Genomic DNA, 24,390 nt, shown 5'->3' on the forward strand with positions numbered 1-24,390 from the left:
TCACGTGAAACACGGCTGGCCTACCCGTCTGCCAGCGTTTCACGTGAAACCTTCGCTGTTTCAACGGCTTGACACTTTGGTCCATTGCGCACATCTGTCGCGGCAACGAAGCGGAACCCGAAATGTCTGAAACCTACGATGTCGTGGTGGTCGGCGGCGGCCATGCCGGCTGCGAGGCGGCAAGCGCAGCGGCCCGATCTGGGGCGCGTACTGCGCTCGTTACACTCCGCGCCGACAAAATCGGCGTTATGTCCTGCAATCCCGCGATCGGTGGGCTCGGCAAAGGCCACCTCGTCCGCGAGATCGACGCACTCGACGGCTTGATGGGCCGCGTCGCCGACGCCGCAGGCATTCAGTTCCGCGTTCTCAACCGCCGCAAGGGTCCGGCCGTCCGCGGCCCGCGCACCCAGGCAGACCGCAAGCTTTATGCCGCGGCCATGCAGCAGGCGATCGCTGAACAGGATCTGCTCGAAGTAATCGAGTCGGAGGTCGAGGATCTCCAGATCACGGACAACTGCGTCGCGTCCGTTGTCCTCGCCGACGGCCGCCGTCTTCCGTGCGGCGCCGTTGTCCTCACCACAGGCACCTTCCTCCGTGGTCTTATCCATATAGGCGAGAAGAAGATCGTCGCCGGTCGGATGAATGAAAAGGCGTCCATGGGCCTTTCCGCGACCATGGCCCGCGCCGGCTTCACGCTCGGGCGCCTCAAGACCGGCACGCCCCCCCGCCTCGACGGGCGCACCATAGACTGGGCCTCGCTCGAAATGCAGGCGGCCGACGAGGACCCGGTCCCCTTCTCCCTGATGACCGACCGTATCGTCAACCGACAGATCGAATGCGGCATCACCCGCACAACACCGGCCACGCATGACGTCATCAGGGAGAACCTCGGCCGCTCGGCGATGTATTCCGGTTCCATCGAAGGCATCGGTCCCCGCTACTGCCCCTCGATCGAGGACAAGATCGTCAAGTTCGGCGACCGCGACGGCCATCAGATATTTCTCGAGCCGGAAGGCCTCGACGACCACACGGTCTATCCCAACGGGATTTCCACGTCCCTGCCCGAAGACGTTCAGCTCGATATCCTGAAGACCATCCCGGGACTCGAACGCGCTGCGATGCTCCAGCCGGGTTATGCGATCGAATACGACCATGTCGACCCGCGGGAGCTGGAATCGACGCTCGAGACGAAACGTATCGAGGGTCTGTTCCTCGCCGGGCAGATTAACGGCACAACCGGCTATGAAGAGGCCGCTGCGCAGGGAATTCTGGCCGGTTTGAATGCCGCCAGGAGTGCTGTGAACAAAAACCAGGTCGTCTTGAGCCGCACCGAGGCCTATGTCGGTGTAATGATTGACGATTTGACGGCGCGTGGAATCACCGAGCCCTATCGTATGTTCACATCCCGGGCGGAGTTTCGTCTGTCCCTGCGTGCCGACAATGCCGACGAGCGCCTGACCCCGCTTGCGATGCAGCTGGGGATTGCTTCGCCGGAGCGTGTGAGCCGGTATGAAGGCAGGCGTGAAGCGCTTGATTCTGCTCGCTCTTTGGCGAAGAGCCTTTCCATCACGCCGAGTGAAGCGAAAAAGCGAGGCCTGGATCTGAACCAGGACGGTGTCCGCCGCTCCGCCTACGATCTACTGGCAACGAAGGATCTGACCTTAGTTTCGCTCTCTGCGCTATGGCCTGAGCTCGGCTCAATTGACGCCAAGACCGGCGAACGCCTTGAAACAGAAGCGAAATATGCCGTCTACCTCGACAGGCAGTCTGCCGATGCTGCCCAGATACGCCGGGAAGAGAAGCGCACTATACCGAACGAGATTGACTTTTCGGCTGTGCCCGGATTGTCAAATGAAATCAAGCAGAAGCTTCGGTCGCGAAAGCCGCGTTCGCTCGCCGAAGCGCAACGGATCGACGGCATGACTCCGGCCGCCATCGCGATTATTGTTTCCCACGTCCGACATGCCGAACACCTGCAGGAAGGTGCGGCTTGACGAAGAACGATAAGTATCAAAGGCTTATCGACGTAGCAGGTCCCGTTTCACGTGAAACATTCCAGGATCTCCAAGCCTTTGAATCCATGTTCCGGACCTGGGCAAGCCGCATCAACCTGGCGGCGCCTTCGACCTTGGACGACATCTGGAACCGCCATATCCTGGACAGCGCACAGCTCGTGCCACTTGCCCCGGGAGCTCTCCGTTGGCTCGATCTCGGTTCCGGCGGCGGCTTTCCCGGTCTCGTGCTCGCTTTTCTGCTGAAGGAAAGGCCCGGCGGGCGGATCGATCTCGTCGAGAGCAATCGGAAAAAAGCGGGTTTCCTGCAGGCTGTCACCGGCCAGTTCTCGCTCCCTGCCCGTATTCATGCCTGCCGAATCGACGGGAAAATCAGTGGTTTGGAAGAACCAGAGGTGGTGACGGCGCGCGCTTTGGCGCCGCTGCCGCTTCTGCTGGAGCTAGCTTCTCCCTGGCTGTCGGCAGGAGCAAGAGGTTTTCTGCATAAAGGGCGGGATTACCGGCAAGAGATCCAAGAAAGCTCTCTTCAGTGGCAATATGATCTGGTAGAACACCGCAGTAGGCTCGATGCCGACAGCGTCATCCTTGAAATCACTGGTCTCAAGCGGCGCCAAAGATAGATAGCCTACGCAGAAAAACCAATTGCCTACATAGGGTTACGATGAAACCCGGACCACGCATCATAACACTCGCCAACCAGAAGGGCGGTGTCGGCAAGACCACCACCGCCATCAACCTCGCCACGGCGCTTGCGGCGATTGGCGAGCGCGTGCTGATCGTCGACCTGGATCCCCAGGGAAACGCCAGCACTGGCCTTGGCATCGATCGCCGCGAGCGTTCAGTATCTTCCTATGACGTGCTCACTGGCGCGCTGACGCTGGAAGAAGCCGCCATGCAGACGGCCGTGCCGGGGCTATGGATCGTGCCGTCGACCCTCGATCTTCTCGGCATCGAGATGGAGATTGCAGGTTCACCTGACCGGGTGGTCCGGCTGCGTAACGCAGTGCACGATTCGTCCTTGCGCAACGCCCCCTTCACCTATGTCCTGGTAGACTGTCCGCCTTCGCTGAACCTGCTGACGCTGAACTCGATGGCCGCCGCCGATTCTGTCCTCGTGCCGCTGCAATGCGAGTTCTTTGCACTCGAAGGTCTTAGCCAACTCCTTGAAACTGTTGAACAAGTTCGGAATTCGATCAACCCGGACCTGACCATTCAGGGCATCGTGCTGACCATGTTCGACGGCCGCAACAGCTTTGCCCGCCAGGTTGTGGAAGATGTCAGGGCGCATATGGGTGACCAGGTCTACGAGACCGTGATTCCGCGCAACGTGCGAGTGTCCGAGGCTCCGTCATACGGCAAGCCCGCCATCCTCTACGACCTCAAGTGCTCGGGCAGCCAAGCCTATCTGCAGCTTGCCTCCGAAGTCATTCGCCGCGAGCGCCGCCTCCGCGCGGCGTAAGACTCGATTCGGACTCGAAACCAACCGGATTTACTATGAACGAAGATCATTCCAAAAAAAGGCTGGGTCGCGGGCTGGCGGCTCTCATCGGAGACATGGACCGGCCGGCGGCACGTGATGACAGGCAGCCGGCGGCTCCAGCCGCGGTTGCAGACGGCCGCGTGCCGATCGAATTCGTCTCGCCCAACCCGAAGAACCCACGCCGCAATTTTTCAGAAGCCGATCTGGTCGATCTGGCGCAGTCGATCCGCGAACATGGCATCGTCCAGCCGGTGCTGGTCCGTCGCAGGCCCGAGGGCAAATACGAGATCATCGCAGGCGAACGGCGCTGGCGCGCGGCGCAGCGGGCCGGACTGACCGAAATCCCGGTGCTGGTGCGCGACGTCGACGATCGCACGGCGCTCGAACTGGCCATCATCGAAAACGTTCAGCGCGCCGACCTCAACCCCGTCGAGGAGGCGTTTGGCTACCAGCAGTTGATTGACGAGCACAATTACACCCAGGCGGATCTCGGGAACGTCATCGGCAAGAGCCGGAGCCATGTTGCCAATACGCTCCGCCTGCTGAAGCTGCCCGACGTGATCCACGATCTTCTGGTCGACGGCACACTGTCGGCCGGCCATGCCCGCACGCTGGTGAACGCAGCCGATCCCGCCGCCCTCGCCAAGCGTATCGTCGAAGGCGGGCTTTCAGTCCGCCAGGCAGAGGCGCTGGCCCAGCAGCCGCAGTCGGATACCCAGAAGACTCGCAAACCCTCATCGATCACTGAGAAAGACGCCGATACGCTCGCTCTCGAAAAGCTCCTGTCGAACGTGACCGGCCTCAACGTCGCAATCTCGCATAAGGACAAAGGCGGCGAACTCAAGATCGCCTATAGAACCCTGGAACAACTCGACGATTTGTGCAGACGCCTACAACAGTAATAATTACAATGACTTACCAAACATTAGCCGGCTGTTGATCAACGTCTTGCAGATAAACGACGGGCTTCGATAGCGATACCCAATAACGCCTGTCTGGCGATCTCCACCGCGAGTTCCGGCCGGCGGCGCGTGGCGAGCACCGCTGCCTGCAAACGCGCCAAGCCACGTTGCAGCGCTTCCGAAGGCCATCTCTCCAGAAGGCGCTCCACGAGCTTGCGCCGTGCGAAGAAGACGGGCGGCCGAGCCGCGGCCACCACGGCTGCCGCGTTGCGGCCCGTCATGCCGGCGCTGAGCAGTTGAAGCGATTGCATCTGCCGGATCGCCGCTGCGAGCACCAGATAGGCCTGGCTGCCGCCAAGCGACTGCCGGGTGAAAACCTGGTCGAAATCGTCGACCTTGCCGTCGAGCATGGCATCGACCGCGTCGTCGACCGAGATTCCGGAGACATCACCGCTCATAGCGAGCACATCGTCCACTCCGATCTCGTGCTTGCCATGTGCGTAAAGCGCCAGCTTGGCGATCTCCCCGCGCGTGGCCAGCCGATCGCCGCCGAGATTGCGTCTGAGCGTGCTCCTCGCCTCCATCGCAATTCCCATGCCGGTTTTTCCGAGTTCGTCGTCGATCACCGAGTCGATGTCGCGATCCTCGTCGCCGTAGCAGGGCAGGGCCATTCCGATGGCACTGGTCTCCACGGCCGAACGCAGCGCCGCGCCTTTCTTCAGGTCCCCCGCCTCGATGAGGATCACGGCGTCGCGCGGCGGTTCGGCCGACAGCGCCTTCACATCGTCGGCCAGCGATTTCTGTGCGCCGGCATTGCGTACCCATAGCAGCCGCCGCGCGGAGAACATCGGCACCGTCCGCGCCTCGTCGAGCAGGCGTCCCTGGTCGCGCTCCGCCTCGCCGGCGTCGAGTTTCACGACCGAGAAGGGGTCGTCGAGCGGCAAGCCTGTCTTTTCCGCGAAGGCCTTGGCGCGCTCGGACACCAGTCCGCGATCCGGCCCATAGATCAGCACGATCGTGACGTTTTCGGGCGGCCGCCTCAGCCAGGCTTCGACCTCATGTGCTTTCTTCTGCGCCATGGCGGTTGGATAGCATGCATGAGGCAATGCGCGAACGTTTTTGCGTGTGGCTCCACTGCTTGCGCCAGTTCGCCAATTGGAAAGGGCCAGAGCGTCCCGATCGAGCGTCGAAGCAGCCTCGCCTCTTGACCGCGGGGCGAATGACGGAGTCAATCGCCAGCGGTCGCCGGGGAGCCGGCGGACGGAACGACCAAATGCAGATGCAGCAGCCCGCCAACGAATTTCCCGATTTCGGTCTGACGGCCGAAGAACGGCGCTTTGCCGTGCGCGGGCACTACTACGAGTTCCCGGGGATGGATGGGGAGCGTGGGGAGATCTGGTGCTACACGGATCGCTTTTCCTACATGCAAGGAGAGATCGCCCGGCTTCATGTCAGCGCGACGGCCAAGAACTTCGCCATCCGCATTGTCCGCGACGGTGCGCACGAGGCCCAGGTTTTCGAGAAGCATGGGATCGCCTGCGGCTGGCAGGACACGCCGGATCAGTGCTCGGTCGAAGGCTGCGGCTGGGAGTCCGCCTTCGAGATTGTGATCGGCGAAGACTGGCCGTCCGGCGCCTATCGCGTGACGCTTGTCGCCGAGGGCCGCGACGGATCGGAGATCACCTGCCGCCATCTCTTCATCGTACACCCCAAGCCCGGGCAAAAGGCCGGCCGCGTGCTGCAGGTGGCGGCGACAGGCACCTGGACCGCCTACAACACATGGGGTGGGTCCAACGCCTATGAGGGGATCACCGGCCACGGCCGAAACCAGTATGCGCGCATGGTATCCACCCAGCGCCCCTGGTGCCGCGGTTTCGTCACGCTGCCGCCCGAGGCGCCGCGCGTGCCGCTCGAAATCTCCATGCCGCCGAAGACGGTGCCGCGCTATCCGCATATGGAATGGGCGCTGGCGACAGGCCATTCCAAGAAATACGCCTCGGCGGGCTGGGCGAGCTATGACAGCCATTTCTTCCGCTGGGCCGAACGCGCCGGTTTTGCCGTTGACCTCGCCAGCCAGCACGAGCTGCATTTCTCGCCGGAGATCCTTGCCGGCTATGACTGCGTCGTCTTTGTCGGCCACGACGAATACTGGACCTGGGAGATGCGCGACGCCGTCGACGACTATGTCGAGCGGGGCGGCCATGCGGCGCGCTTCGCCGGAAACTTCATGTGGCAGACCCGGTTTGAGGACGAGGGCCGGCGGCAGATCTGCTACAAATATCGCGCGCGCGCCGAGGACCCGATCTACCAGGCGGAAGACGTCACGCGCGCGACCAATTCCTGGGATGCTCCCGAGATCGGGCGGCCGGGCTCGAAGACCTTTGGCCTGAATTCTTCCAATGGCGTCTATGCAGGATGGGGCGGCTGCACGCCGCGCGGCGTGCGTGGCTTCCCCGTCTACCGGCCGGAGCACTGGGCGTTTGCAGACACCGGACTTTTCTACGGTGATCTGCTTGGCGCCGACAGCCACGTCTACGGCTATGAGGTCGACGGCCTCGACTATGAGATCCGCAACGGCCGGCCGTATCCGACCGCAACCAGTGGAGCGCCCGAGGGACTCGAGATCCTGGCGATGGGCATGGCGAGCCAGGTCGAGGAGGCTGACTTCCTGTCGATCGAGGACCAGTTCTTCGGCGACGAGGACGGCCGTTTCATTGCGGATATGCTCTATGGCGACGCCAGTGACGAGAACCTGGAAAAGGTCCGCTATTCGAATGGCATGATCGTCAATTTCCGGCGCGGCAAGGGCGAGGTGTTTCACGCCGGAAGCTGCGAGTGGGTGGCGGGACTGCTACGCCGCGACGCGATGGTGGAACGCGTCACCGCCAATGTTCTGGACCGTTATCTCGCTTAGGTCCGGCAAGGAATGGCCGATGAGGATTTCATGAAGGCAGACGCAGAGTCGGGGGCAAAGCCCCGCCCGAATCTCTTCCATTTCACGCGGCTGCCGCGTCCGGTCGTCGACCGCGCCGGCGGCATCTATCTGTGGGACAAGACCGGCCGACGTTACATCGACGGGTCGAGCGGTGCGGTCAACGTCAATATCGGCCATGGCAATCGCTCGGTCATCGACGCGATGAAGCGGCAGATGGACCGAGTGTCCTTCGCCTACACTATCCATTTCGAAAACGAGCCGGCTAACGATCTTGCTCGCGAGATCGCTGTGCGCCTGCCAAGCGGGTTCGAGCGGGTCTACTTCGTCTCGGGAGGCTCCGAGGCCGTCGAGGCGGCGATCAAGCTGGCGCGGCAATGGGCGGTGGCCACGGGCCAGGACAAACGATGGAAGGTGATCGGCCGGATGCCGTCCTATCACGGCATCACGCTCGGCGCGTTGGAGCCGACCGGCGATGATGTGCTGACGAAAACCTTCGCGCCGATGAGCCGGCCGATGCCGCTGATCCCTGCGCCGACTGTCCATCGCGACCGCGACAACCTCTCGCTGGAGGAACGCGGACTGCGTTACGCCGACATGCTGGAGGCAAAGATCCTGGAAGAGGGTGCCGATAGCGTGCTTGCCTTCATCATGGAGCCGATCGGTGGAGCGGCGACGGCGGCGCTGGTGCCGCCCGACAGCTATTTTCCACGCATCCGGGAGATCTGCGACCGGCATGGCATCCTGCTCATCCATGACGAGGTGATGACCGGCGTCGGCCGCACCGGAAAGTTCCTCGGCGGTAACCACTGGAACTGTCGGCCCGACATTGTCGTGCTGTCGAAGGGCCTCTCGTCGGGCTATGCTCCACTCGGCGCCATCGCAGCACCCGAGCGGATCGTGGGCCCTGTCATCGGGATGGGAGGTTTCCTGCACGGCCACACCTATGGCGGCAACCCGGTCGCCTGTGCGGCGGGACTCGCCGTACTCCAGGAGGTCGACCGGCTTCATCTGATCGACAACGCCGCGGCGATGGGTGAGGTGCTGAAGGGCGAGTTGGAAAACCTCTCCCGGCGTTTTCCCTTTGTCGGCGACGTGCGCGGAAAAGGCCTGCTGCTCGGCGCGGATATCTATGCCGATCCGGAGGCGAAGAAGCCGCTGCCGCGCGAGGCGAACGCCAATGTCCGGCTGATCGACCTTGCCTTCGAGCGCGGGCTCATCGTTTATTCTCGGCGGGTCCGCGGCGGTCCGGAGAGCGACAACTTCATGGTCTGCCCGCCGCTGATCGTGACGCGCGCGGAGATAGGCGAGATCATGGCGATCCTGTCCGATACGCTGGAGGCGCTGGCCAGCGAACTCAAGCTACCCGTCAACGGCTGAGGGCGGAAACATGGCGCGGAAGAAAGTTGTCATCACCTGCGCCGTCACCGGGTCTGTACATACGCCGACGATGAGCCCCTATCTGCCGGTGACGCCCGACCGGATCGCGGCCGAAGCGATCGCAGCGGCGGAAGCCGGCGCCTCGATCCTGCATCTCCATGCGCGCGATCCCGAGAACGGGCGTCCCACCGCCGACCCTGACGTCTTCATGCAGTTCCTGCCGCGCATCAAGCAGGCCACCGATGCGGTGATCAACATCACCACAGGCGGCTCTTCGCTGATGACGCTCGACCAGCGGCTGGCCGCGCCGTTGCGGGCCGAACCGGAGATGTGCTCGCTCAACATGGGCTCGATGAATTTTGCACTGTTCCCGATGCTCGACAGGCCGAGGGAATGGCAGCATGCGTGGGAACCTGAACTGCTTGAGGCGACGCGCGACACGATCTTCAAGAACACCTTCGCCGACATGGAGACGGTGCTCGACAAGCTCGGGCGTGGCTGCGGCACTCGCTTCGAGTTCGAGTGCTACGACGTCGGCCATCTCTATTCGCTGGCGCATTTTCGGGACCGAGGCCTCGTTGCGGGGCCACTTTTCATCCAGTTCGTGTTCGGCATTCTGGGCGGGATCGGCGCCGATCCCGAAAACCTCACCCATATGAAACGCATCGCCGACAAGCTCTTCGGCCAGGACTACGAATTCTCGGTGCTTGCGGCCGGCCGCCACCAGCTGCCGATGCTGTCGATCGCCGCCGCAATGGGCGGCAATGTCCGGGTTGGCCTGGAGGACTCGCTCTATGACGGGCGCGCGCTGGCGAAATCGAACGCCGATCAGGTGCGCCGCATCCGTTCTATCCTCGACGGCCTGTCGCTGGAGGTCGCGACGCCTGCGGAAGCACGCGAGATGCTCGCGCTCAAGGGCGGCGACAGGGTGGCGTTCTGAGGTGACGCGGCAAGCCATGAGCGAGATATCGATCCGCTTCGCAACCGTCGAAGATGCCGAGGATATTTTTTCGGCGCTGGTCGGTATCGCGGAAACGGTCAAGGAACTGCACAAGCTGAAAAGCAGCGTCGACGATATCCGGCGTTTCGGCTTCGGCGAGACGCCGGCCTTCGAAGTGCTGATCGCCGAGATCGACGGACGCTTCGCCGGCTGCTGCCTCTACTTTCCGAGCTTCTCGACCTGGATCGGCAGGCCTGGCGTCTATGTGCAGGATTTTTACGTTGCCGACGAATTTCGCGGCAAAGGCATCGGCGAAAGGCTGCTGCAGCGGCTGGCCTCCGTCACGCGCAAGCGCGGCGGCTGCTACATCCGTCTTGCCGTCGACACGCAGAATTTCCGCGCCCAGGCCTTCTATGCGCGCGCGGGCATAAAGCACTCCGATACCGAGCAGATCCACGCGGCCTACGATACGGCTTTCCATGCGCTGGCGGATGCCGATCCCGATGATTAGAGTGGAAGCATGAAAGCCTATTTCGCCGACGAGCAGCGCCGCCACGACCCGAAATCGTTCCTTTCTTCAGGCGCGCCGAAACCCAATCCCGAGGTGCCGGAACGCATCGAGCGGCTGCTCGGAGGCGCGAAGGCAGCGGGCTGCATCGTCGAGCGGCCGAAGAGCTTCGGGCTTGGTCCGATCGCCGCAATCCATACGCCGGAGTATATCGAATTCCTGCAGCGCATCTTCGAGCGCTGGCAGCGTATCGAAGGCGCCTCGGCCGAGGTGATTCCGAACATCCATCCGATCGCACGCGGCGGCTCCCGCCCCGACTCGGCAGTGGGTCAGGCCGGCTACCATATGGCGGACACATCTTGCCCGATCTCGGAGCAGACGTTCGAGAGCTCTTGCTGGAGCGCCTGGACCGCGGTCGCCGCAGCCGAAGCTATCGACGCCGGTGCGCCGTCCGCTTATGCGCTCTGCCGCCCGCCTGGCCATCACGCCTTCGCCGACGTCGCCGGCGGTTTCTGCTTCTTCAACAATTCGGGCATCGCCGCGCAGCGCCTGCGCAAGTCGGCCGACCGCGTCGCGATCCTCGATGTCGACCTTCATCATGGCAACGGCACGCAGGGCGTCTTCTACCGGCGACCTGATGTGCTCACAGTCTCGATCCACGCAGATCCCGTGCGCTTCTATCCCTTCTTCTGGGGTTATGCCGATGAGCGCGGCGAGGGTCCCGGCCTGGGCTACAACCTCAACCTGCCGCTGGAGCGGAAATCGGGCGACGAGATATTCCTCCAGGCGCTTGCCGCAGGCATTCGCCGCATCGAGGCTTTCGCGCCCGACGCGCTGGTGGTGGCGCTCGGGCTCGACGCCTTCGAAGGCGATCCGTTCGGCGGGCTTTCGGTCAGCACGCCCGGTTTCGCCCGGATCGGCGAGGCGATCGCCGCTCTCGATTTGCCCACCGTCATCGTGCAGGAAGGCGGCTATCTCTGCGATGCGCTTTCAGACAATCTGACTTCTTTTCTGACCGGCTTCGCCAGTCGCCACAAAGTTTAGCGATTGGTAGTCTATTAGCCGGTACTGGCAGCAATACTGGACCGCGTGGGGCTGTTTGGTGCAGACTGGTCGGACCAGCGTGAGCCGAGGGGATGCGGCCGGTCTGGAAGAGATGGGAAAGCCACAATGGACGCAATCGTAGGAACCACCCAGGAAGCAAAGCCCCCCTTCGACCAGGAGCGTCTCGACCGGCTGATGGAGGAGGCCGACTTCGACTTCCTCATCGCGGCCTCGAAGCACAATGTCCAATACCTGCTTGGCGGCTACAAGTTCATCTTCTTCTCGGCCATGGACGCCATCGGCCACAGCCGCTACCTGCCGCTCGTCATCTACGAGAAAGGCAGGCCCGACCGCGCCGCCTACATCGGCAACAAGATGGAGGCCGGCGAGCACCAGAACCGGCCGTTCTGGACGCCGGAGCTGCACACCGCGACCTGGGGCTCGCTCGACGCCGCCGCTCTTGCCGCCGAGCATTTTTCAAAGATCGGCCGCACCGACGCACGTATCGGCATCGAGCCGGCTTTCCTGCCCTCCGACGCCTATATCGCGCTCAGGAAGGCGCTGCCCGACGCCAAGGTGTTCGACGCGACCTCTACGTTCGAGCGCATGCGCGCGCTGAAGACGCCGGAGGAGCTGACGAAGCTGCGCAAGGCTTCCGACCTGATCACGGAATCCATGCTGGCGACCATAGCGGCCTCGCGTGAGGGTTCGACCAAGGCCGAGATCATTGAGCGGCTGCGCCGCGAGGAGACAAATCGCGGCCTGCAGTTTGAATACTGCCTGCTGACGCTGGGCTCCAGTCACAACCGTGCTGCCTCGGAGCAGGCCTGGGCCGCGGGCGAGGTGATGTCCATCGATTCGGGCGGCAACTATCACGGCTATATCGGCGATCTCTGCCGGATGGGCGTGCTGGGCGAACCGGATTCGGAGCTCGAGGATCTGCTGCACGAGATCGACACGATCCAGCAGGCGGCCTTCTCAAAGATCAAGGCCGGTGCGATGGGTGAAGACGTCATCATCGAGGCGGAGGCCACGCTGAAGACCTCGCCGTCTGCCGCTTTCACAGACTTCTTCTGCCACGGCATGGGGCTCATCAGCCATGAAGCGCCGTTCCTGATGACCAACCACCCGGTCGCCTATGAGGGCGTCGACGCCGACCGGCCGCTGGAGGAAAACATGGTGATCTCGGTCGAGACGACCATGCTTCATCCCAAGCGCGGCTTCATCAAGCTGGAAGATACGGTCGCTGTCACTGCAACCGGCTACGAGATGTTCGGCGACACCGGTCGGGGCTGGAACAGGGGCGGCACGGCGGCCTGAACAGCGGCCGCGCTAAATCCGGTTCCGGCTGAACAGGCTCCAGCGCACAGTGCCGAGCCGGATGCGCTCGCGCGCCACGGTCAGCAGGCCGGAGCTTCCGATGATCGCCAGCCCGGCGATGGCGAGCAGGTCCGGCTTCTCCTGGAAGAACAGCGCGCCCAGTATTACCGCCCAGACGATCTGCGAATAATGCGTCGACGCGAGCTGGTTGGCCGGCGTGAAGCGCGTTGCCCGGAGGATCAGGATGTTGCCCGTTGCCGCGAAAACCCCTGCGATGAGCAGGAATGCCGCTTCCTCGATCGTCGGCATTCGGGCGCCGGTCACCAGCATGGCCGCGCCGTTGAACCCAATGATGTAGAGCATCAGGAAGCCGAGCATGGTCGTGCGGGTCTCGCGTGCCGACAGCGAGCGCATCAAGATGACGCTGAAGGCGGCGAGCAGGGCGACGACCACCGCCGCGACATGGCCTACCTCAAGTTCCCTGAAGCCTGGCCGCACCACAAGCAGCACGCCGGCAAATCCGGCAAGGATGGCGAACCATCGCCAGGGACCGACCTGCTCCTTGAGCAGGAAGACAGACATCAGCGTGACGAAGAGCGGGGCAAGGAAGATCAGCGCATAGACCTCGGCCAGCGGGATGGTGGTGAAGGCGATGACGCTGAGCACGCTCGCCGCGGTGCCAGAAAGCGCGCGCGCCTGCACGGCCCAGGGCCGCTTCATGCGCCAGAAGTGAACGAGCTTCTCATCTTTGGGCGTGGTCAAGGCGATGCAGACCGCCGAAACCAGCGTCATGTAGAAGCCGATCTCGAAGACGTTTAGATCGCTGCCGAGCGCCTTCACGGCGGCGTCGCTCCACGAGTAGACGGCATAGGCGAGGAGCGCCAGCAGGATTCCGTTGTTCACGAGCGTCTTTCGAAGAATGACCGCGCCGAATCGGCGGTCTATTCTTCGCTTCTACATCCTCGCGCCTCTTCGTGCTCGTTAGATTTGTTGCGCCAGGCCCGGGGTTTTTCCGCGTCTCTGCGCAGGCAACGAAAGCGAAGCGGAGTCGCCTCGTCCCCCGGCTTCAAGCCGCTACTCGCCGGCCGGTATGATCCTGAAGTCAGGCAGTTCGCGCAGCCCGCGTTCGGGTCCGGCCGGCGAATAGACGACGAAGAGCTGCATCGGCGCCGAGCTCGTGTTCAGCGTTGAATGAAAACGGCTTTCAGGCACGAAGACGGTGCATCCCGGTCCGACCTTCTTGGTCACCGGGTTGCCCTCTTCGTCTTCGACCATCTGCTCGCCATTGCCGGAGATCACGAAGATGATCTCTTCCGCGCCCGGGTGATTGTGGCGCGTGTGGCCTTGGCCGGGCGGCAGGTCGACGACGCCGCCCGAAAACCGTGCCGCCCCGTTCACCTCCGGCGCGACGGTCAGAGCCAGCCGGCCCCAGTCGAAGCCGAAGGTGTCGACGTCCTTGGGGTAGACGAACATTCTGTTCGGATCGCTCTTGCTCATGGTGCTGGTTTCCTCCCGTGTTCTGAAATCTATTTGCGGATCGGCAGCGCCTTGAAATCCGCCGTCTGGTCGCGGATCGCCGCTTCGGCCGGGAGGCGCTCCATCGAGCTGGCGCCATAGAAGCCATGCAGGCCGGGGCAGCGCTCGAGGATGTAGCGCGCATCGGCGGGCATCGAGATCGGCCCGCCATGGCAGAGCAGGATGACGTCGCTGCGCACCGAACGCGCCGCGTCGGCGATCGCGTCGATCTCCTTGACGCAATCATCGAGCGATTTGGCGCTGGTAGCGCCGATCGAGCCGCCGGTGGTGACGCCCATATGGGCGACGACGATATCGGCGCCGGCCTTGGTCATCGCCTTCGCCTCGTCCGGGTTGAAGACATAGGGCGTGGTCAGCAGGTCGAGCTTGTGCGCCCCGGCGATCATGTCGACTTCGAGCGAAAACCCCATGCCGGTTTCCTCGAAGCTCTGGCGCATGGCTCCATCGAAAAGGCCGATGGTCGGGAAATTCTGCACGCCGGAAAAGCCCATGTCCTTCAGCTCGGCGAGCAGGCGCGGCATGATGACGAACGGGTCGGTGCCGTTGACGCCGGCGAGCACCGGCGTGTGCTTCACGACGGGCAGCACCTCATAGGCCATTTCCTTGACGATCTCGTTGGCGTTGCCATAGGCGAGCAAGCCGGCCGCCGAACCGCGCCCCGCCATGCGGTAACGGCCCGAATTGTAGATGATGATGAGGTCGATACCTCCGGCCTCCTCCGCCTTGGCGGAAAGCCCGGTGCCGGCGCCGCCGCCTACGATCGGCTGGCCGCGCGCGATCATGTCGCGGAATTTTTCCAGGATTTTGGCGCGTGGAATAGCTGGCATCTGGTCCTCGGGTTACGTGCTTATGTCAGCGGATGATCTCGCGAAAAGCCGCGACCGCGGCTTCGGCGAATTCCGGATCGTTGATGTGAAGCGGCAGCCGTTCGATGCGGCGGCTGGCCGTCTGCCGGACAGTCGCCTCGAGCGCCGAAAACAACGCGGCGTCGGCTTCCGGATCCCGGAAGGCGCCGCCTTCGATGTCGAGGGCGGAGACGCCTTTTTCGGGGATGAGGAAGCGGACTGGTCCTTCGCAGGCGTTGAGTTTTCCGCCGATCCATTCGCCGATGGCCTGGCATTCCTCCGCTGTGGTGCGCATCAGCGTCACATTGGAATTGTGGTTGTAGAACAGCCGGCCGCGGTGCTTTTCGGGTATTGTCTCCGGGGCCCAGAAGTTGACCATGTCGAGCGCGCCGACGGAGCCTACATAGGGCAGCCTGGTGCGGGCGATCGCGCCGAACCGGTCCCCGGTCGCCGGCAGCACGCCGCCGAACAGGAAGTCGCAGACCTCAGTTGTGGTGATGTCCATCACGCCCGACAGCAGGCCGGAATCGGCGAGCTTCTCCATGGTGCGGCCGCCGGTTCCCGTCGCATGGAACACGAGACAGTCGAAGTCGCCTTTCAGTTTTTCGACGATTTGCGTGACGCAGGATGTGGTGACTCCGAACATGGTGAGCCCGATTGCCGGCTTGCCGTCCCGCGCCTCGACCGGGCGCGCGGCCATGGCCACGATCGCCGCTGCCGCATTGGCCAGCACGACGCGGCTGATGTCGTTCAGGCCGGCCATGTCGGTGATCGAAGGGATCATCATGACGTCGGAGACACCGACATAGGGGGCGACATCTCCAGAGGCGAGCGTCGAGACCATGATCTTGGGGAGGCCGAGGGGCAGTTCGCGCATGCCCGCGGTGACGATCGAGGTGCCGCCGCCGCCGCCGATGCCGATTATGCCCGCAATATCGTCGCGCGATGTGGCGAACTGCGTGAAAGCCTCCGCCATTGCGGCAACGGCGCGGCCGCGGTCGCCCGACGCCAGCGCCTCGACGGTGCCGGCTGGCCCATGTCTCGCCACGTCTGCCGCCTTTATGCCCGGCTCGATTGCCGGCGTTTTCGTACCGACGTCGACGATGACAGGATTGCCCCCTGCCGCCGCGATCCGCTCTGCCAGATAGGCGAGTTCCTCGCCCTTGGTGTCGGCCGTGCCGACGACGTAGATGCGCTTCAACGTCTTCCTCCGGGCCGGATCCTCCGACCGCCCTGGCCGCCTGCAAATGACGACGTTCGTCGCCCTTGCGTTTTTTTGAGACGGGCGTATCGTATTGATATGCTCGTCTCACGTCAATCGGATGCCGGCACCAATAGCGAACGTCCTTCCAAGGGCGGGCCGCGAGCCCGTACCGGCCGACTGATGCTCGAAACGGCGATCAGGCTGATGCAGTCGGGCGCGACGCCGTCGGTCAGCGAGGTCGCCGAGGCTGCCGGCGTTTCCCGCGCTACGGCCTATCGTTATTTCCCGAGCCAGGCCGCGCTTGTGGGAGCAGTGGTCGATGAGGCGCTCGGTCCCATCCTGACCTGGAGCTCGACCTCGAAGGATCCGGCGCACCGCGTCGCCGACCTGCTTGCGACCGGCCTGCCGCGGATCGAAACATTCGAGGCGACCTTCAAGGCGGCGCTGAAGCTGTCCCTCGATCAATGGGCGCGGGGTCGCGCCGGCACGCTCGGAGAGGAGCCCGAGTTCAAGCGCGGCCACCGGACCGATCTGCTCATGGACGCACTCGCGCCGCTGCAAGGCAAGCTCCAGCCGCAAAAGCTCGAACGACTGGCGCAGGCGCTGTCGCTGGTTTTCGGAGTCGAGGTGCTCACGGTTCTCAAGGACATCTGGGGGCTGGGTGGTCAAGAAACGCAATCTGTGGCTCAATGGGCGGCCAATGCGCTCGTCCGCGCCGCGCTGGAAGAGGATGCCGCCCCGACGCTGGAAGCAGTGAAGCCGGCTTAAGCACAACTGGTTCGACCAGATTTCGCTGACTGATCGCCCTGCAAAACCTGCCGCAGGTGCGAAATCATTGGCTTTTTTTCGCTTATCATGCAGAACCGGATGAAATTGAAGGGTTTTTTGCGCAAAATTGTGATCGCAGCCTGCGAGGAGGCTGCCAAGAAAGCGCTTGACGGAACTCTCGGATTGGTAATACCAGATTGAAGTAGAATGGGATCGGGAAGAGGAACCTGATCCATATCGGAACTGGTCGGGGAGGAGCCTGAGCAGAACCGCCGGGAACATAAGAACTAGTCGAGATCTCGCCCGTCTGAATCGGGCAGGATACCAAGGGAGGAAGTGGACATGCGCAGGAAACTGACCGGCATGCTTGCCGGTATCGCGATGACGCTCGCCAGCGGAACGGCGGCGTACTCGCAGGAACTCACCATCTTCTGGGCGGAATGGGATCCGGCCAACTACCTGCAGGAACTCGCGAACATCTACGAAGCCGAGACCGGCGTGAAGGTCACGGTCGAAACGACGCCCTGGTCGGACTTCCAGACCAAGGCCTTCACCGAGTTCAACGCCAAGGGCAGCGCCTACGACATGGTCGTCGGCGACTCGCAGTGGATCGGCGCCGCCTCCGAGGCGGGCCACTATGTCGACCTCACCGACTTCTTCAACAAGCACAATCTGAAGGAGGTGATGGCGCCGGCGACGGTGAAATACTACGCCGAATACCCGTCCGATTCCGGCAAATACTGGTCGATCCCGGCCGAGGGCGACGCGGTCGGCTGGTCCTACCGCAAGGACTGGTTCGAAGACCCCAAGGAGATGGAGGCGTTCAAGGCCAAGTACGGCTACGACCTGGCTCCGCCGAAGGACTGGAAGGCCCTGCGTGACATCGCGGAGTTCTTCCATCGCCCGGACGAGAAGCGCTACGGCATCGCCATCTATACCGACAATTCTTATGACGCGCTGGTGATGGGCGTCGAGAACGCCATTTTCTCCTTCGGCGGCGAGCTTGGCGACTACGCCAACTACAAGGTCGACGGCATCATCAACTCGGAACAGAACGTCAAGGCGCTCGAGGCCTACAAGGAACTCTACGGCTTTACGCCTCCGGGCTGGGCCAAGACGTTCTTCGCGGAAGACAACCAGGCCATCACCGAAGGCCTGGCGGCGATGAGCATGAACTACTTCGCCTTCTTCCCGGCGCTGGTGAACGAGGCGTCGAACCCGCACGCCAAGAACACCGGCTTCTTCGCCAATCCTCCGGGTCCGAACGGCGATCAGTTCGCCGCGCTCGGTGGGCAGGGCATCTCCGTGATCTCCTACTCGGAGAACCAGGAGGAAGCGATGAAGTTCCTCGAATGGTTCATCAAGGACGAGACCCAGAAGAAGTGGGCCGAACTCGGCGGCTATACCGCCAGCGCCAAGGTGCTGGAGTCGCCGGAATTCCAGAACGCCACGCCGTACAACAAGGCCTTCTACGAGACCATGTTCAAGGTGAAGGACTTCTGGGCGACACCCGAATATGCGGAGCTGCTGATCCAGATGAACCAGCGCCTCTATCCCTACATCACGGGTGACCAGGGCACCGCCAAGGAAGCGCTCGACGCGCTGGCGGGAGACTGGAACGCGACCTTCAAGAAGTACAACCGCGTGCAGCAGTAAGCACGCCTGGATCGGAGGGGGCGGCGGCCCGCCCCCTCCGTTTCTTTTTCAGCGGTCGGAATCGAAGTACGGGAAGGAACGGGCCTTGGCCACCGCAGTCATGACAACGCTGGATCCGAAATCGGGCGCCGCCTCGCGCGGCATGAGCGACATCGCGATCCGCAATCTCTTCATCATCCCGACGATCCTGTTCCTGATCGTCTTCAACATCTTCCCGCTGATCTATTCGCTCGGCTACTCGTTCACGGACTTCAGGGCGTCGTCTCCGGCGGCAGCCAATTTTGTCGGGCTGCAGAACTATCGCGAGCTTCTCAACGACCCCTTCATCTGGTCGAACTTCGCCATCACCGCGAAATACGTCATCGTCTCGGTCGTTGGCCAGGTCGTCGTCGGCTTCGGTGTCGCGCTGCTGCTCAACCGCACGATCCCCTTCAAGGGGCTGATCACCACGCTGCTGCTCCTGCCTATGATGCTCTCGATGGCCGTCGTCGGCCTGTTCTGGAAGCTGCTCTACGATCCGTCCTTCGGCATCATTAACCACGTGCTGGGGCTAGGTACCTTCGAGTGGCTGTCCAACCCCGACATGGCGCTCTATGCAGTCGCCATCACCGACATCTGGATGTGGTCGCCCTTCGTGATGCTCTTGTCGCTCGCCGGACTGTCGGCGGTGCCGAAGCATCTCTACGAGGCTGCCGCGATCGACCGCGCCGGCACGCTTTACACCTTCTTTCGCATCACGCTGCCGCTGGTCGCGCCGATCCTGATGATCGCGATCATCTTCCGCACGATGGAAGCGTTCAAGACCTTTGACCTCGCCTACATCCTGACCAGCCAGCCGACCACCGAGGTGATCTCGATCCGGCTCTACAAGATGGCTTTCCAGGAGTGGCAGACCGGTCGCTCCTGTGCGCTGGCCTACATCGTGCTGATCATGATCCTGGCGATCACCAACATCTACGTGAAATACCTCAACAAGGTGAAGGAACGCTGAGATGGCCGCCGTCCAGACATCCGGCGAAAAGGCGCTTAACCGCGTCGCCATCGTCGCCGTGCTCGTCATCACGCTGATCTTCCTGGCGCCGATCTACTGGATCGTCTCCACCTCGTTCAAGCCGCGCAATCTGTCGACGACGATCCCGCCGACTATCGTCTTCACGCCTGAAGTCTCGCCCTTCGTGAAACTTTTCACCAAGCGTTCGCAGTTGCGCGAGCCGCCCACGGCCGAGGAATACGCTGCGGCGCCATGGTGGGAGCGCATGGTGTTCGACGGCGGCGAGAAGGTCGTGCGCGACGGCAAGGGCAATGTGCAGTGGTCGGCCTATCCGAACCGCTTCATGAACTCGCTGATCGTCGCCATCACATCGACCGTGCTGGCGGTGTCGATGGGCACGATCACCGCCTACGGCTTCTCCCGCTTCCGGGTGAAGGGGGAGGCGGACATGCTCTTCTTCATCCTGTCGACGCGCATGCTGCCGCCGGTCGTGGTGGCGATCCCCATGTTCCTGATGTACCGCGCCGTCGGCCTCAACGACACGCATTGGGGCCTGATCATCCTCTACACCGCCTTCAACCTCTCCTTCTCGGTCTGGCTGATGAAGGGCTTCATCGACGAGATCCCGAAGGAGTACGAGGAGGCGGCACTGGTCGACGGCTACACGCGCATGGAGGCGTTCTTCAAGATCGTCATCCCGGAGGCAGCGACCGGCATCGCCGCCACCGCCGTCTTCTGCTTCATCACCGCATGGAACGAATACGCCTTCGCGCTGATCATGACCAACCGCCGCGCACAGACCGCGCCGCCCTTTATCCCCAGCCAGGTCGGCTCCGGCCTGCCTGACTGGACGGTGATCGCCGCCGGCACGTTCCTCTTCCTGCTGCCGGTCGCGATCTTCACCTTCCTGCTTCGCAACCACCTGCTGCGCGGCATGTCATTCGGAGCGATCCGCAAATGATCTCGAGCGCCAAACTGCAGAGGATCGCGGAGATCGTGATGGTGCTCGGCATCGTCGCGCTCTGCCAGCCCTGGAACCTGTTCCTCCATCGCTACGGGGTGGCCATCATCCTGATCGGGCTCCTGACTTTCATGTTCACCGGCTGGTTCGGCAAGCCTGCGGGCGACGGAGACAAGGAGATCACCGACGGCGTGTTCGACGTCTCGGACCATCACGACGGCACCGCGCATGGAGGCCGGTCATGACCCAGATCGAGCTTCGCGGCGTCCAGAAATTCTTCGGCGCCGTCCAGGTCATCAAGGACCTCAATCTCAGAATAGAGGACAACGAGTTCATCGTGCTGCTCGGCCAGTCCGGTTGCGGCAAGACGACGACGCTGCGCGCCATCGCCGGGCTCGAGACGATCGACGAGGGCGATATCCTCATCGACGGGCAGGCGGTGCAGCACCTGAAATGCTCGGACCGCGACATCGCCATGGTGTTCCAGTCCTTCTCGCTCTACCCGCACATGACGGTCTACGAGAACATCGCCTTCCCGCTGCGCGCCACCCGCATGAACCGGGCCGACACCGACAGTGCGGTGCGCGAGGTGGCCAAGGTGCTGCGCATCACCGAGCTGCTCGACAGGAGGCCGTCGGCGCTGTCGGGCGGCGACATGCAGCGCGTCGCGATCGGGCGCGCGCTGGTCCGCCGCCCCAAGGCGATGCTGATGGACGAGCCGATCGGCGCGCTCGACGCCAAGCTGCGCGAGGAGATGCGCGCCGAGATCAAGCGCCTGCACATCAAGCAGGGCTCGACCACCATCTACGTCACGCACGACCAGATCGAGGCGATGAGCCTCGCCGACCGCATCGTCATCATGCATGAGGGCGTGCTGCAGCAGGTCGGCAGCCCGGAGGAGGTCTATGCGCATCCTGCGAACCTCTTCGTCGCGCAATTCGTCGGCAGCCCGGTGATGAACATCGCCAGCGCTACGGTGGCGGAGGAGAAAGGCAAGGCCGCCGTCACCGTCGAGGGCGCGCCGCAGGGTTTCGCGTTCCCGCAGCAACTCCTCGGAAGCCTTAACGGCAGCGCCGGCAGGAAGCTGTCGCTCGGCGTGCGTCCGGAAGGCCTCGTCGTGGCGCATGAGGCCGCCGACGGCTTCCTGCCAGCCGAGGCGCACATCATCGAGCCGCTCGGCTCATACGACATCGTTGACCTGAAGTTCGGCGAGCAGATGCTGCGCGCCCGCACGCGTTCGGGTTTTGTCGCCAAACCCGGCGACCGTGTCTTTGCCCGCATCGACCCGGCACAGGCGCACTTCTTCGACACTGAGAGCGGCCAGTCGCTCGGGGTACGGCTCTGATGGCTCACATCCAGCTCAAGAACGTCACCAAGAAGTTCGGCAATCACACGGCGCTCCGCCATCTCGACCTCGACATCGCCGACGGCGAGTTCTTCGTCCTTCTCGGCGAGACGGGGGCGGGCAAGACGACGACGCTGAGAATCATCGCCGGACTGGAGAAGCCGACCGAAGGCCAGGTCCTGATCGACGGCGTCGACGTGGCGGACTGGGGCGCGGCCGAGCGCGACGTGGCGCTGGTGCTGCAGCAATATTCGCTCTACCCGCGCTACACGGTCCGCCAGAATCTCGAATTCCCGCTGAAGTCGAAGCTGCGCCGGGTACCGGATGCAGAGATCGCCGAGCGTGTCGCGCGCGTGGCGAAGACGCTGCGCATCGAGCACCTGCTCGAACGCAAGACCGACAAGCTGTCCGGCGGCGAGATGCAGCGCGTCTCGATCGGCCGCGCCATCGTCCGCAAGCCGCGCGTGTTCCTGATGGACGAGCCGCTGTCGGCACTCGACGCGAAGCTGCGCGAGGCGCTCAGAACCGAGCTGAAGAACATCCAGATGAATCTCGGCCAGACGTTTCTCTTCGTCACCCACGACCAGATCGAGGCGATGTCGATGGGCGACAAGATCGGCGTCCTCAACCATGGTCATCTGGTGCAGACCGGCACGCCGAACGAGATCTACAACAATCCGAAGAACACGTTCGTTGCCCGTGCGGTCGGCTCGCCGCCGATGAACCTGATCGACGGCAAGCTCGTCTCCGGCCGCGCCGTCATGGCGCCGCTCAATTTCGAGTTGCCCTATGAGGGCGCAGCCAACGGCAATGTCGAGGGACGCGCGCTCACCTTCGGCATCAGGCCGGAGGACCTCGTTGTCGAAAGCGGCGCGCCGGTCGAGGCCAAGGTGCACGATGTCGAGAACCACGGCGTCGAGAAGATCCTCACGCTGCGCGTCGGCGACGCCATGCTGCGCGCCACCGTTCCCGCGCAGACCCACCTCGCCATCGAGGATGCGGTGCGCTTCTCTTGGAACCCCGAGAAGGTCGTGCTGTTCGACCAGAAGAGCGGCAACAGCCTGAAGCACGCCGGGTAGGCGGCTTACGCCGCCACCCAGTGCTTGTGCATGTGGCTCGCGCGGGCGAGCTGCGGGGCGGTCTTGAACTCGCGGCCGAGCGTCGCGGCTGCGCGCCAGGGCCAGCGCGGATCGGCGAGCAGGGCGCGTGCGATCGCCACCATGTCGGCGCGGTCGCCGGTGACTATTTCTTCCGCCTGCCTGGCATCGTCGATCAGGCCGACAGCGCGCACGGGAATGCCGACCGCCTTCTTCACCGCTTCGGCGAGATGCACCTGGTAGCCGGGACCGGCCGGGATCTTCTGGTGAGGGGAATTGCCACCGCTCGAGCAGCAGATATAGGCAGCGCCGGCGTCCTTCAGCGCGCGGGCGACCTCGATGCCTTCCTCGACCGAGAGGCCGCCATCGACCCAGTCGGTCACCGAGATGCGGGCCCCGAGCATCAGTTTCGGCACGGCCTTCTTCACCGCACGGGCAATCTCGGCGGCGAACCTCACGCGGTTCTCGAACGAGCCGCCCCATTTGTCGGTGCGCTGGTTGGAGAGCGGTGAGATGAACTGGTGCAGCAGATAGCCATGCGCCGAATGCAGCTCGATGAAGTCGAAGCCGGCGCGTTCGGCGCGGTGCGCGGCGCTGACGAAATGGCCGATCAGCGCATGGATCTCGTCCTCGGTCAGCGCGTGGGGCGTGTGCCAGCCATCGGCGAAGGGCAGGGCGGACGCCGACACGGTCTGCCACGGATCCTGGCCTGCCTTCAGCGGTCCGCCGCCTTCCCAGGGACGCTGGCAGGAGGACTTGCGGCCGGCATGGGCGAGCTGCACGCCGAATTTGGTGCCGGGCAGCGCCACGCGTTTGGCCGCGTCCAGAGTGCGCCGCGCGGCCGCCTCGTTGTGATCGGAATAGAGGCCGAGGCAGCCATGCGAGATGCGGCCGCGCCGTTCGACGTCAGTCATCTCGACGGTGACCATGCCGGCGCCTGACAGCGCGTAGGTCATCCATTGCTGGAGATGCCAGTCGGAGGCCGAGCCGTCGTCGGCCGAATACTGGCACATCGGCGCGATGGCGATGCGGTTGGGGATTTCGAGGCCGCCAAGCGCGATCGGCGAAAAGAGATGATCCGTCATGAGAAGCTCCTGGGAGGGATCGTGCATACTTAAGCGCCGGCAGGCTTCGTGCAACGGGGTGCGTGGCAGATGGCGATGGGCCAGTCGGGTGGGGTCGGCGGAGGCAGCGCTCGGCGGTTTCCTTGCGTCTCGCGCTTCATAGTTCCCCCCTCTCCGTCTCGGCCCTGCGGGCCGATCCACCTCTCCCCCGCGTTGCGGGGGCGAGGAACAGGCCAAGCTCCGCCGTTGCCACGCCTCGTTTCCGATCTGGCCGTTGAAGAAAGTCGGGAAGACGGGAGGGTCGTGACCACCAGTCTAGTTTTTAATGTGGGTGGTCTTGTCGACCCAGCCTGACCCCCTGGCGTCAGGCGACGGAAGGCTTTGGGCCTCCGCCCCCGTCCGGTG

General features: G+C 63.4%; 23 protein-coding genes. 17 read left to right on the top strand and 6 right to left on the bottom strand.

Annotated elements, in window-relative coordinates; genetic code table 11:
- Window positions 1–122 precede the first annotated feature (122 nt).
- The 4 genes from mnmG to D8676_RS19755 are packed head-to-tail and all read left to right on the top strand — an operon-like array spanning window position 123 to window position 4,394.
- Complete coding sequence (mnmG, locus tag D8676_RS19740) at window positions 123–1,994, top strand: tRNA uridine-5-carboxymethylaminomethyl(34) synthesis enzyme MnmG (RefSeq protein WP_121582802.1); 1,872 nt, start codon at window positions 123–125, stop codon at window positions 1,992–1,994.
- Window positions 1,991–2,632: a 16S rRNA (guanine(527)-N(7))-methyltransferase RsmG gene (gene rsmG, locus D8676_RS19745; RefSeq protein ID WP_121582803.1), complete on the top strand. Its 642-nt coding sequence runs from the start codon at window positions 1,991–1,993 to the stop codon at window positions 2,630–2,632. Before mnmG ends, rsmG begins: the two co-directional genes overlap by 4 nt.
- A 41-nt stretch (window positions 2,633–2,673) precedes the next feature.
- The gene (locus tag D8676_RS19750; protein WP_121582804.1) at window positions 2,674–3,471 is read left to right on the top strand and encodes a ParA family protein; all 798 of its coding nucleotides are present in this window, start codon (window positions 2,674–2,676) and stop codon (window positions 3,469–3,471) included.
- Between the two features lie 35 nt (window positions 3,472–3,506).
- Complete coding sequence (locus tag D8676_RS19755) at window positions 3,507–4,394, top strand: ParB/RepB/Spo0J family partition protein (RefSeq protein WP_121582805.1); 888 nt, start codon at window positions 3,507–3,509, stop codon at window positions 4,392–4,394.
- Between the two features lie 38 nt (window positions 4,395–4,432).
- Here D8676_RS19755 and holA read toward each other — a convergent pair whose 3' ends face one another.
- Window positions 4,433–5,473: a DNA polymerase III subunit delta gene (gene holA, locus D8676_RS19760; RefSeq protein ID WP_121582806.1), complete on the bottom strand. Its 1,041-nt coding sequence runs from the start codon at window positions 5,471–5,473 to the stop codon at window positions 4,433–4,435.
- Between the two features lie 194 nt (window positions 5,474–5,667).
- Between holA and D8676_RS19765 the strand changes: the two genes are divergently transcribed.
- The 6 genes from D8676_RS19765 (at window position 5,668) to D8676_RS19790 (ending at window position 12,518) form a co-directional block, all read left to right on the top strand.
- On the top strand, window positions 5,668–7,308 hold the full coding sequence (locus D8676_RS19765; RefSeq protein WP_245426915.1) for a ThuA domain-containing protein: 1,641 nt from the start codon (window positions 5,668–5,670) through the stop codon (window positions 7,306–7,308).
- A 30-nt stretch (window positions 7,309–7,338) separates the two neighbouring features.
- The gene (locus tag D8676_RS19770) at window positions 7,339–8,706 is read left to right on the top strand and encodes an aspartate aminotransferase family protein (protein WP_121582840.1); all 1,368 of its coding nucleotides are present in this window, start codon (window positions 7,339–7,341) and stop codon (window positions 8,704–8,706) included.
- 10 nt (window positions 8,707–8,716) lie between these two features.
- Complete coding sequence (locus tag D8676_RS19775) at window positions 8,717–9,646, top strand: 3-keto-5-aminohexanoate cleavage protein (protein ID WP_121582807.1); 930 nt, start codon at window positions 8,717–8,719, stop codon at window positions 9,644–9,646.
- Window positions 9,647–9,662: 16 nt separating this feature from the next.
- Window positions 9,663–10,157 (top strand): GNAT family N-acetyltransferase, encoded by a 495-nt coding sequence (locus tag D8676_RS19780; protein ID WP_121582808.1) that lies wholly within the window; start codon window positions 9,663–9,665, stop codon window positions 10,155–10,157.
- Between the two features lie 9 nt (window positions 10,158–10,166).
- Complete coding sequence (locus D8676_RS19785; RefSeq protein WP_121582809.1) at window positions 10,167–11,198, top strand: histone deacetylase family protein; 1,032 nt, start codon at window positions 10,167–10,169, stop codon at window positions 11,196–11,198.
- A 126-nt stretch (window positions 11,199–11,324) separates the two neighbouring features.
- On the top strand, window positions 11,325–12,518 hold the full coding sequence (locus D8676_RS19790; protein WP_121582810.1) for a Xaa-Pro peptidase family protein: 1,194 nt from the start codon (window positions 11,325–11,327) through the stop codon (window positions 12,516–12,518).
- 12 nt (window positions 12,519–12,530) lie between these two features.
- On the opposite strand, the gene D8676_RS19795 is transcribed toward D8676_RS19790, so the two are convergent.
- The 4 genes from D8676_RS19795 to D8676_RS19810 all read right to left on the bottom strand — a co-directional run bounded on the left by D8676_RS19795 (window position 12,531) and on the right by D8676_RS19810 (window position 16,100).
- Entirely contained in the window at window positions 12,531–13,421 is an 891-nt protein-coding gene (locus tag D8676_RS19795) for a DMT family transporter (RefSeq protein ID WP_121582811.1), read from the bottom strand.
- A gap of 171 nt (window positions 13,422–13,592) precedes the next feature.
- Complete coding sequence (locus tag D8676_RS19800) at window positions 13,593–14,015, bottom strand: cupin domain-containing protein (RefSeq protein ID WP_121582812.1); 423 nt, start codon at window positions 14,013–14,015, stop codon at window positions 13,593–13,595.
- 29 nt (window positions 14,016–14,044) lie between these two features.
- On the bottom strand, window positions 14,045–14,881 hold the full coding sequence (locus D8676_RS19805; RefSeq protein ID WP_121582813.1) for a phosphoenolpyruvate hydrolase family protein: 837 nt from the start codon (window positions 14,879–14,881) through the stop codon (window positions 14,045–14,047).
- Between the two features lie 25 nt (window positions 14,882–14,906).
- Complete coding sequence (locus D8676_RS19810) at window positions 14,907–16,100, bottom strand: Tm-1-like ATP-binding domain-containing protein (RefSeq protein ID WP_121582814.1); 1,194 nt, start codon at window positions 16,098–16,100, stop codon at window positions 14,907–14,909.
- 99 nt (window positions 16,101–16,199) lie between these two features.
- Between D8676_RS19810 and D8676_RS19815 the strand changes: the two genes are divergently transcribed.
- The 7 genes from D8676_RS19815 to D8676_RS19845 all read left to right on the top strand — a co-directional run bounded on the left by D8676_RS19815 (window position 16,200) and on the right by D8676_RS19845 (window position 22,903).
- Window positions 16,200–16,871: a TetR/AcrR family transcriptional regulator gene (locus D8676_RS19815; protein ID WP_121582815.1), complete on the top strand. Its 672-nt coding sequence runs from the start codon at window positions 16,200–16,202 to the stop codon at window positions 16,869–16,871.
- A gap of 342 nt (window positions 16,872–17,213) precedes the next feature.
- Window positions 17,214–18,527, top strand: a complete 1,314-nt coding sequence (locus D8676_RS19820) for an extracellular solute-binding protein (protein ID WP_121582816.1) — start codon at window positions 17,214–17,216, stop codon at window positions 18,525–18,527.
- Between the two features lie 85 nt (window positions 18,528–18,612).
- Complete coding sequence (locus D8676_RS19825) at window positions 18,613–19,518, top strand: sugar ABC transporter permease (protein ID WP_121582817.1); 906 nt, start codon at window positions 18,613–18,615, stop codon at window positions 19,516–19,518.
- A 1-nt stretch (window position 19,519) separates the two neighbouring features.
- Window positions 19,520–20,479, top strand: a complete 960-nt coding sequence (locus D8676_RS19830) for a carbohydrate ABC transporter permease (protein WP_121582818.1) — start codon at window positions 19,520–19,522, stop codon at window positions 20,477–20,479.
- Complete coding sequence (locus tag D8676_RS19835) at window positions 20,476–20,724, top strand: hypothetical protein (RefSeq protein ID WP_121582819.1); 249 nt, start codon at window positions 20,476–20,478, stop codon at window positions 20,722–20,724. The genes D8676_RS19830 and D8676_RS19835 overlap by 4 nt, the downstream gene beginning before the upstream one ends.
- Window positions 20,721–21,824, top strand: coding sequence for an ABC transporter ATP-binding protein (locus D8676_RS19840; protein WP_121582820.1), 1,104 nt, complete (start codon window positions 20,721–20,723; stop codon window positions 21,822–21,824). Before D8676_RS19835 ends, D8676_RS19840 begins: the two co-directional genes overlap by 4 nt.
- Complete coding sequence (locus D8676_RS19845; protein ID WP_121582821.1) at window positions 21,824–22,903, top strand: ABC transporter ATP-binding protein; 1,080 nt, start codon at window positions 21,824–21,826, stop codon at window positions 22,901–22,903. The genes D8676_RS19840 and D8676_RS19845 overlap by 1 nt, the downstream gene beginning before the upstream one ends.
- A 5-nt stretch (window positions 22,904–22,908) precedes the next feature.
- Here D8676_RS19845 and D8676_RS19850 read toward each other — a convergent pair whose 3' ends face one another.
- Window positions 22,909–24,006 (bottom strand): NADH:flavin oxidoreductase/NADH oxidase, encoded by a 1,098-nt coding sequence (locus tag D8676_RS19850; RefSeq protein WP_121582841.1) that lies wholly within the window; start codon window positions 24,004–24,006, stop codon window positions 22,909–22,911.
- Window positions 24,007–24,390 lie beyond the last annotated feature (384 nt).

The organism is Mesorhizobium sp. YM1C-6-2, from assembly GCF_003666685.1.
Lineage (GTDB): Bacteria > Pseudomonadota > Alphaproteobacteria > Rhizobiales > Rhizobiaceae > Mesorhizobium_K.

Excerpts from the sequence above, each read along its gene's own strand:
- D8676_RS19785 (WP_121582809.1), top strand. The coding sequence starts at position 10,167 with ATGAAAGCCTATTTCGCCGACGAGCAGCGCCGCCACGACCCGAAATCG.
- D8676_RS19850 (WP_121582841.1), bottom strand. The coding sequence starts at position 24,006 with ATGACGGATCATCTCTTTTCGCCGATCGCGCTTGGCGGCCTCGAAATC.
- D8676_RS19820 (WP_121582816.1), top strand. The coding sequence starts at position 17,214 with ATGCGCAGGAAACTGACCGGCATGCTTGCCGGTATCGCGATGACGCTC.
- D8676_RS19800 (WP_121582812.1), bottom strand. The coding sequence starts at position 14,015 with ATGAGCAAGAGCGATCCGAACAGAATGTTCGTCTACCCCAAGGACGTC.
- D8676_RS19770 (WP_121582840.1), top strand. The coding sequence starts at position 7,339 with ATGAAGGCAGACGCAGAGTCGGGGGCAAAGCCCCGCCCGAATCTCTTC.
- D8676_RS19780 (WP_121582808.1), top strand. The coding sequence starts at position 9,663 with ATGAGCGAGATATCGATCCGCTTCGCAACCGTCGAAGATGCCGAGGAT.
- D8676_RS19830 (WP_121582818.1), top strand. The coding sequence starts at position 19,520 with ATGGCCGCCGTCCAGACATCCGGCGAAAAGGCGCTTAACCGCGTCGCC.
- D8676_RS19835 (WP_121582819.1), top strand. The coding sequence starts at position 20,476 with ATGATCTCGAGCGCCAAACTGCAGAGGATCGCGGAGATCGTGATGGTG.
- D8676_RS19790 (WP_121582810.1), top strand. The coding sequence starts at position 11,325 with ATGGACGCAATCGTAGGAACCACCCAGGAAGCAAAGCCCCCCTTCGAC.
- D8676_RS19750 (WP_121582804.1), top strand. The coding sequence starts at position 2,674 with ATGAAACCCGGACCACGCATCATAACACTCGCCAACCAGAAGGGCGGT.
- holA (WP_121582806.1), bottom strand. The coding sequence starts at position 5,473 with ATGGCGCAGAAGAAAGCACATGAGGTCGAAGCCTGGCTGAGGCGGCCG.
- D8676_RS19775 (WP_121582807.1), top strand. The coding sequence starts at position 8,717 with ATGGCGCGGAAGAAAGTTGTCATCACCTGCGCCGTCACCGGGTCTGTA.
- D8676_RS19755 (WP_121582805.1), top strand. The coding sequence starts at position 3,507 with ATGAACGAAGATCATTCCAAAAAAAGGCTGGGTCGCGGGCTGGCGGCT.
- D8676_RS19765 (WP_245426915.1), top strand. The coding sequence starts at position 5,668 with ATGCAGATGCAGCAGCCCGCCAACGAATTTCCCGATTTCGGTCTGACG.
- D8676_RS19815 (WP_121582815.1), top strand. The coding sequence starts at position 16,200 with ATGCTCGTCTCACGTCAATCGGATGCCGGCACCAATAGCGAACGTCCT.
- D8676_RS19845 (WP_121582821.1), top strand. The coding sequence starts at position 21,824 with ATGGCTCACATCCAGCTCAAGAACGTCACCAAGAAGTTCGGCAATCAC.
- D8676_RS19840 (WP_121582820.1), top strand. The coding sequence starts at position 20,721 with ATGACCCAGATCGAGCTTCGCGGCGTCCAGAAATTCTTCGGCGCCGTC.
- mnmG (WP_121582802.1), top strand. The coding sequence starts at position 123 with ATGTCTGAAACCTACGATGTCGTGGTGGTCGGCGGCGGCCATGCCGGC.
- D8676_RS19805 (WP_121582813.1), bottom strand. The coding sequence starts at position 14,881 with ATGCCAGCTATTCCACGCGCCAAAATCCTGGAAAAATTCCGCGACATG.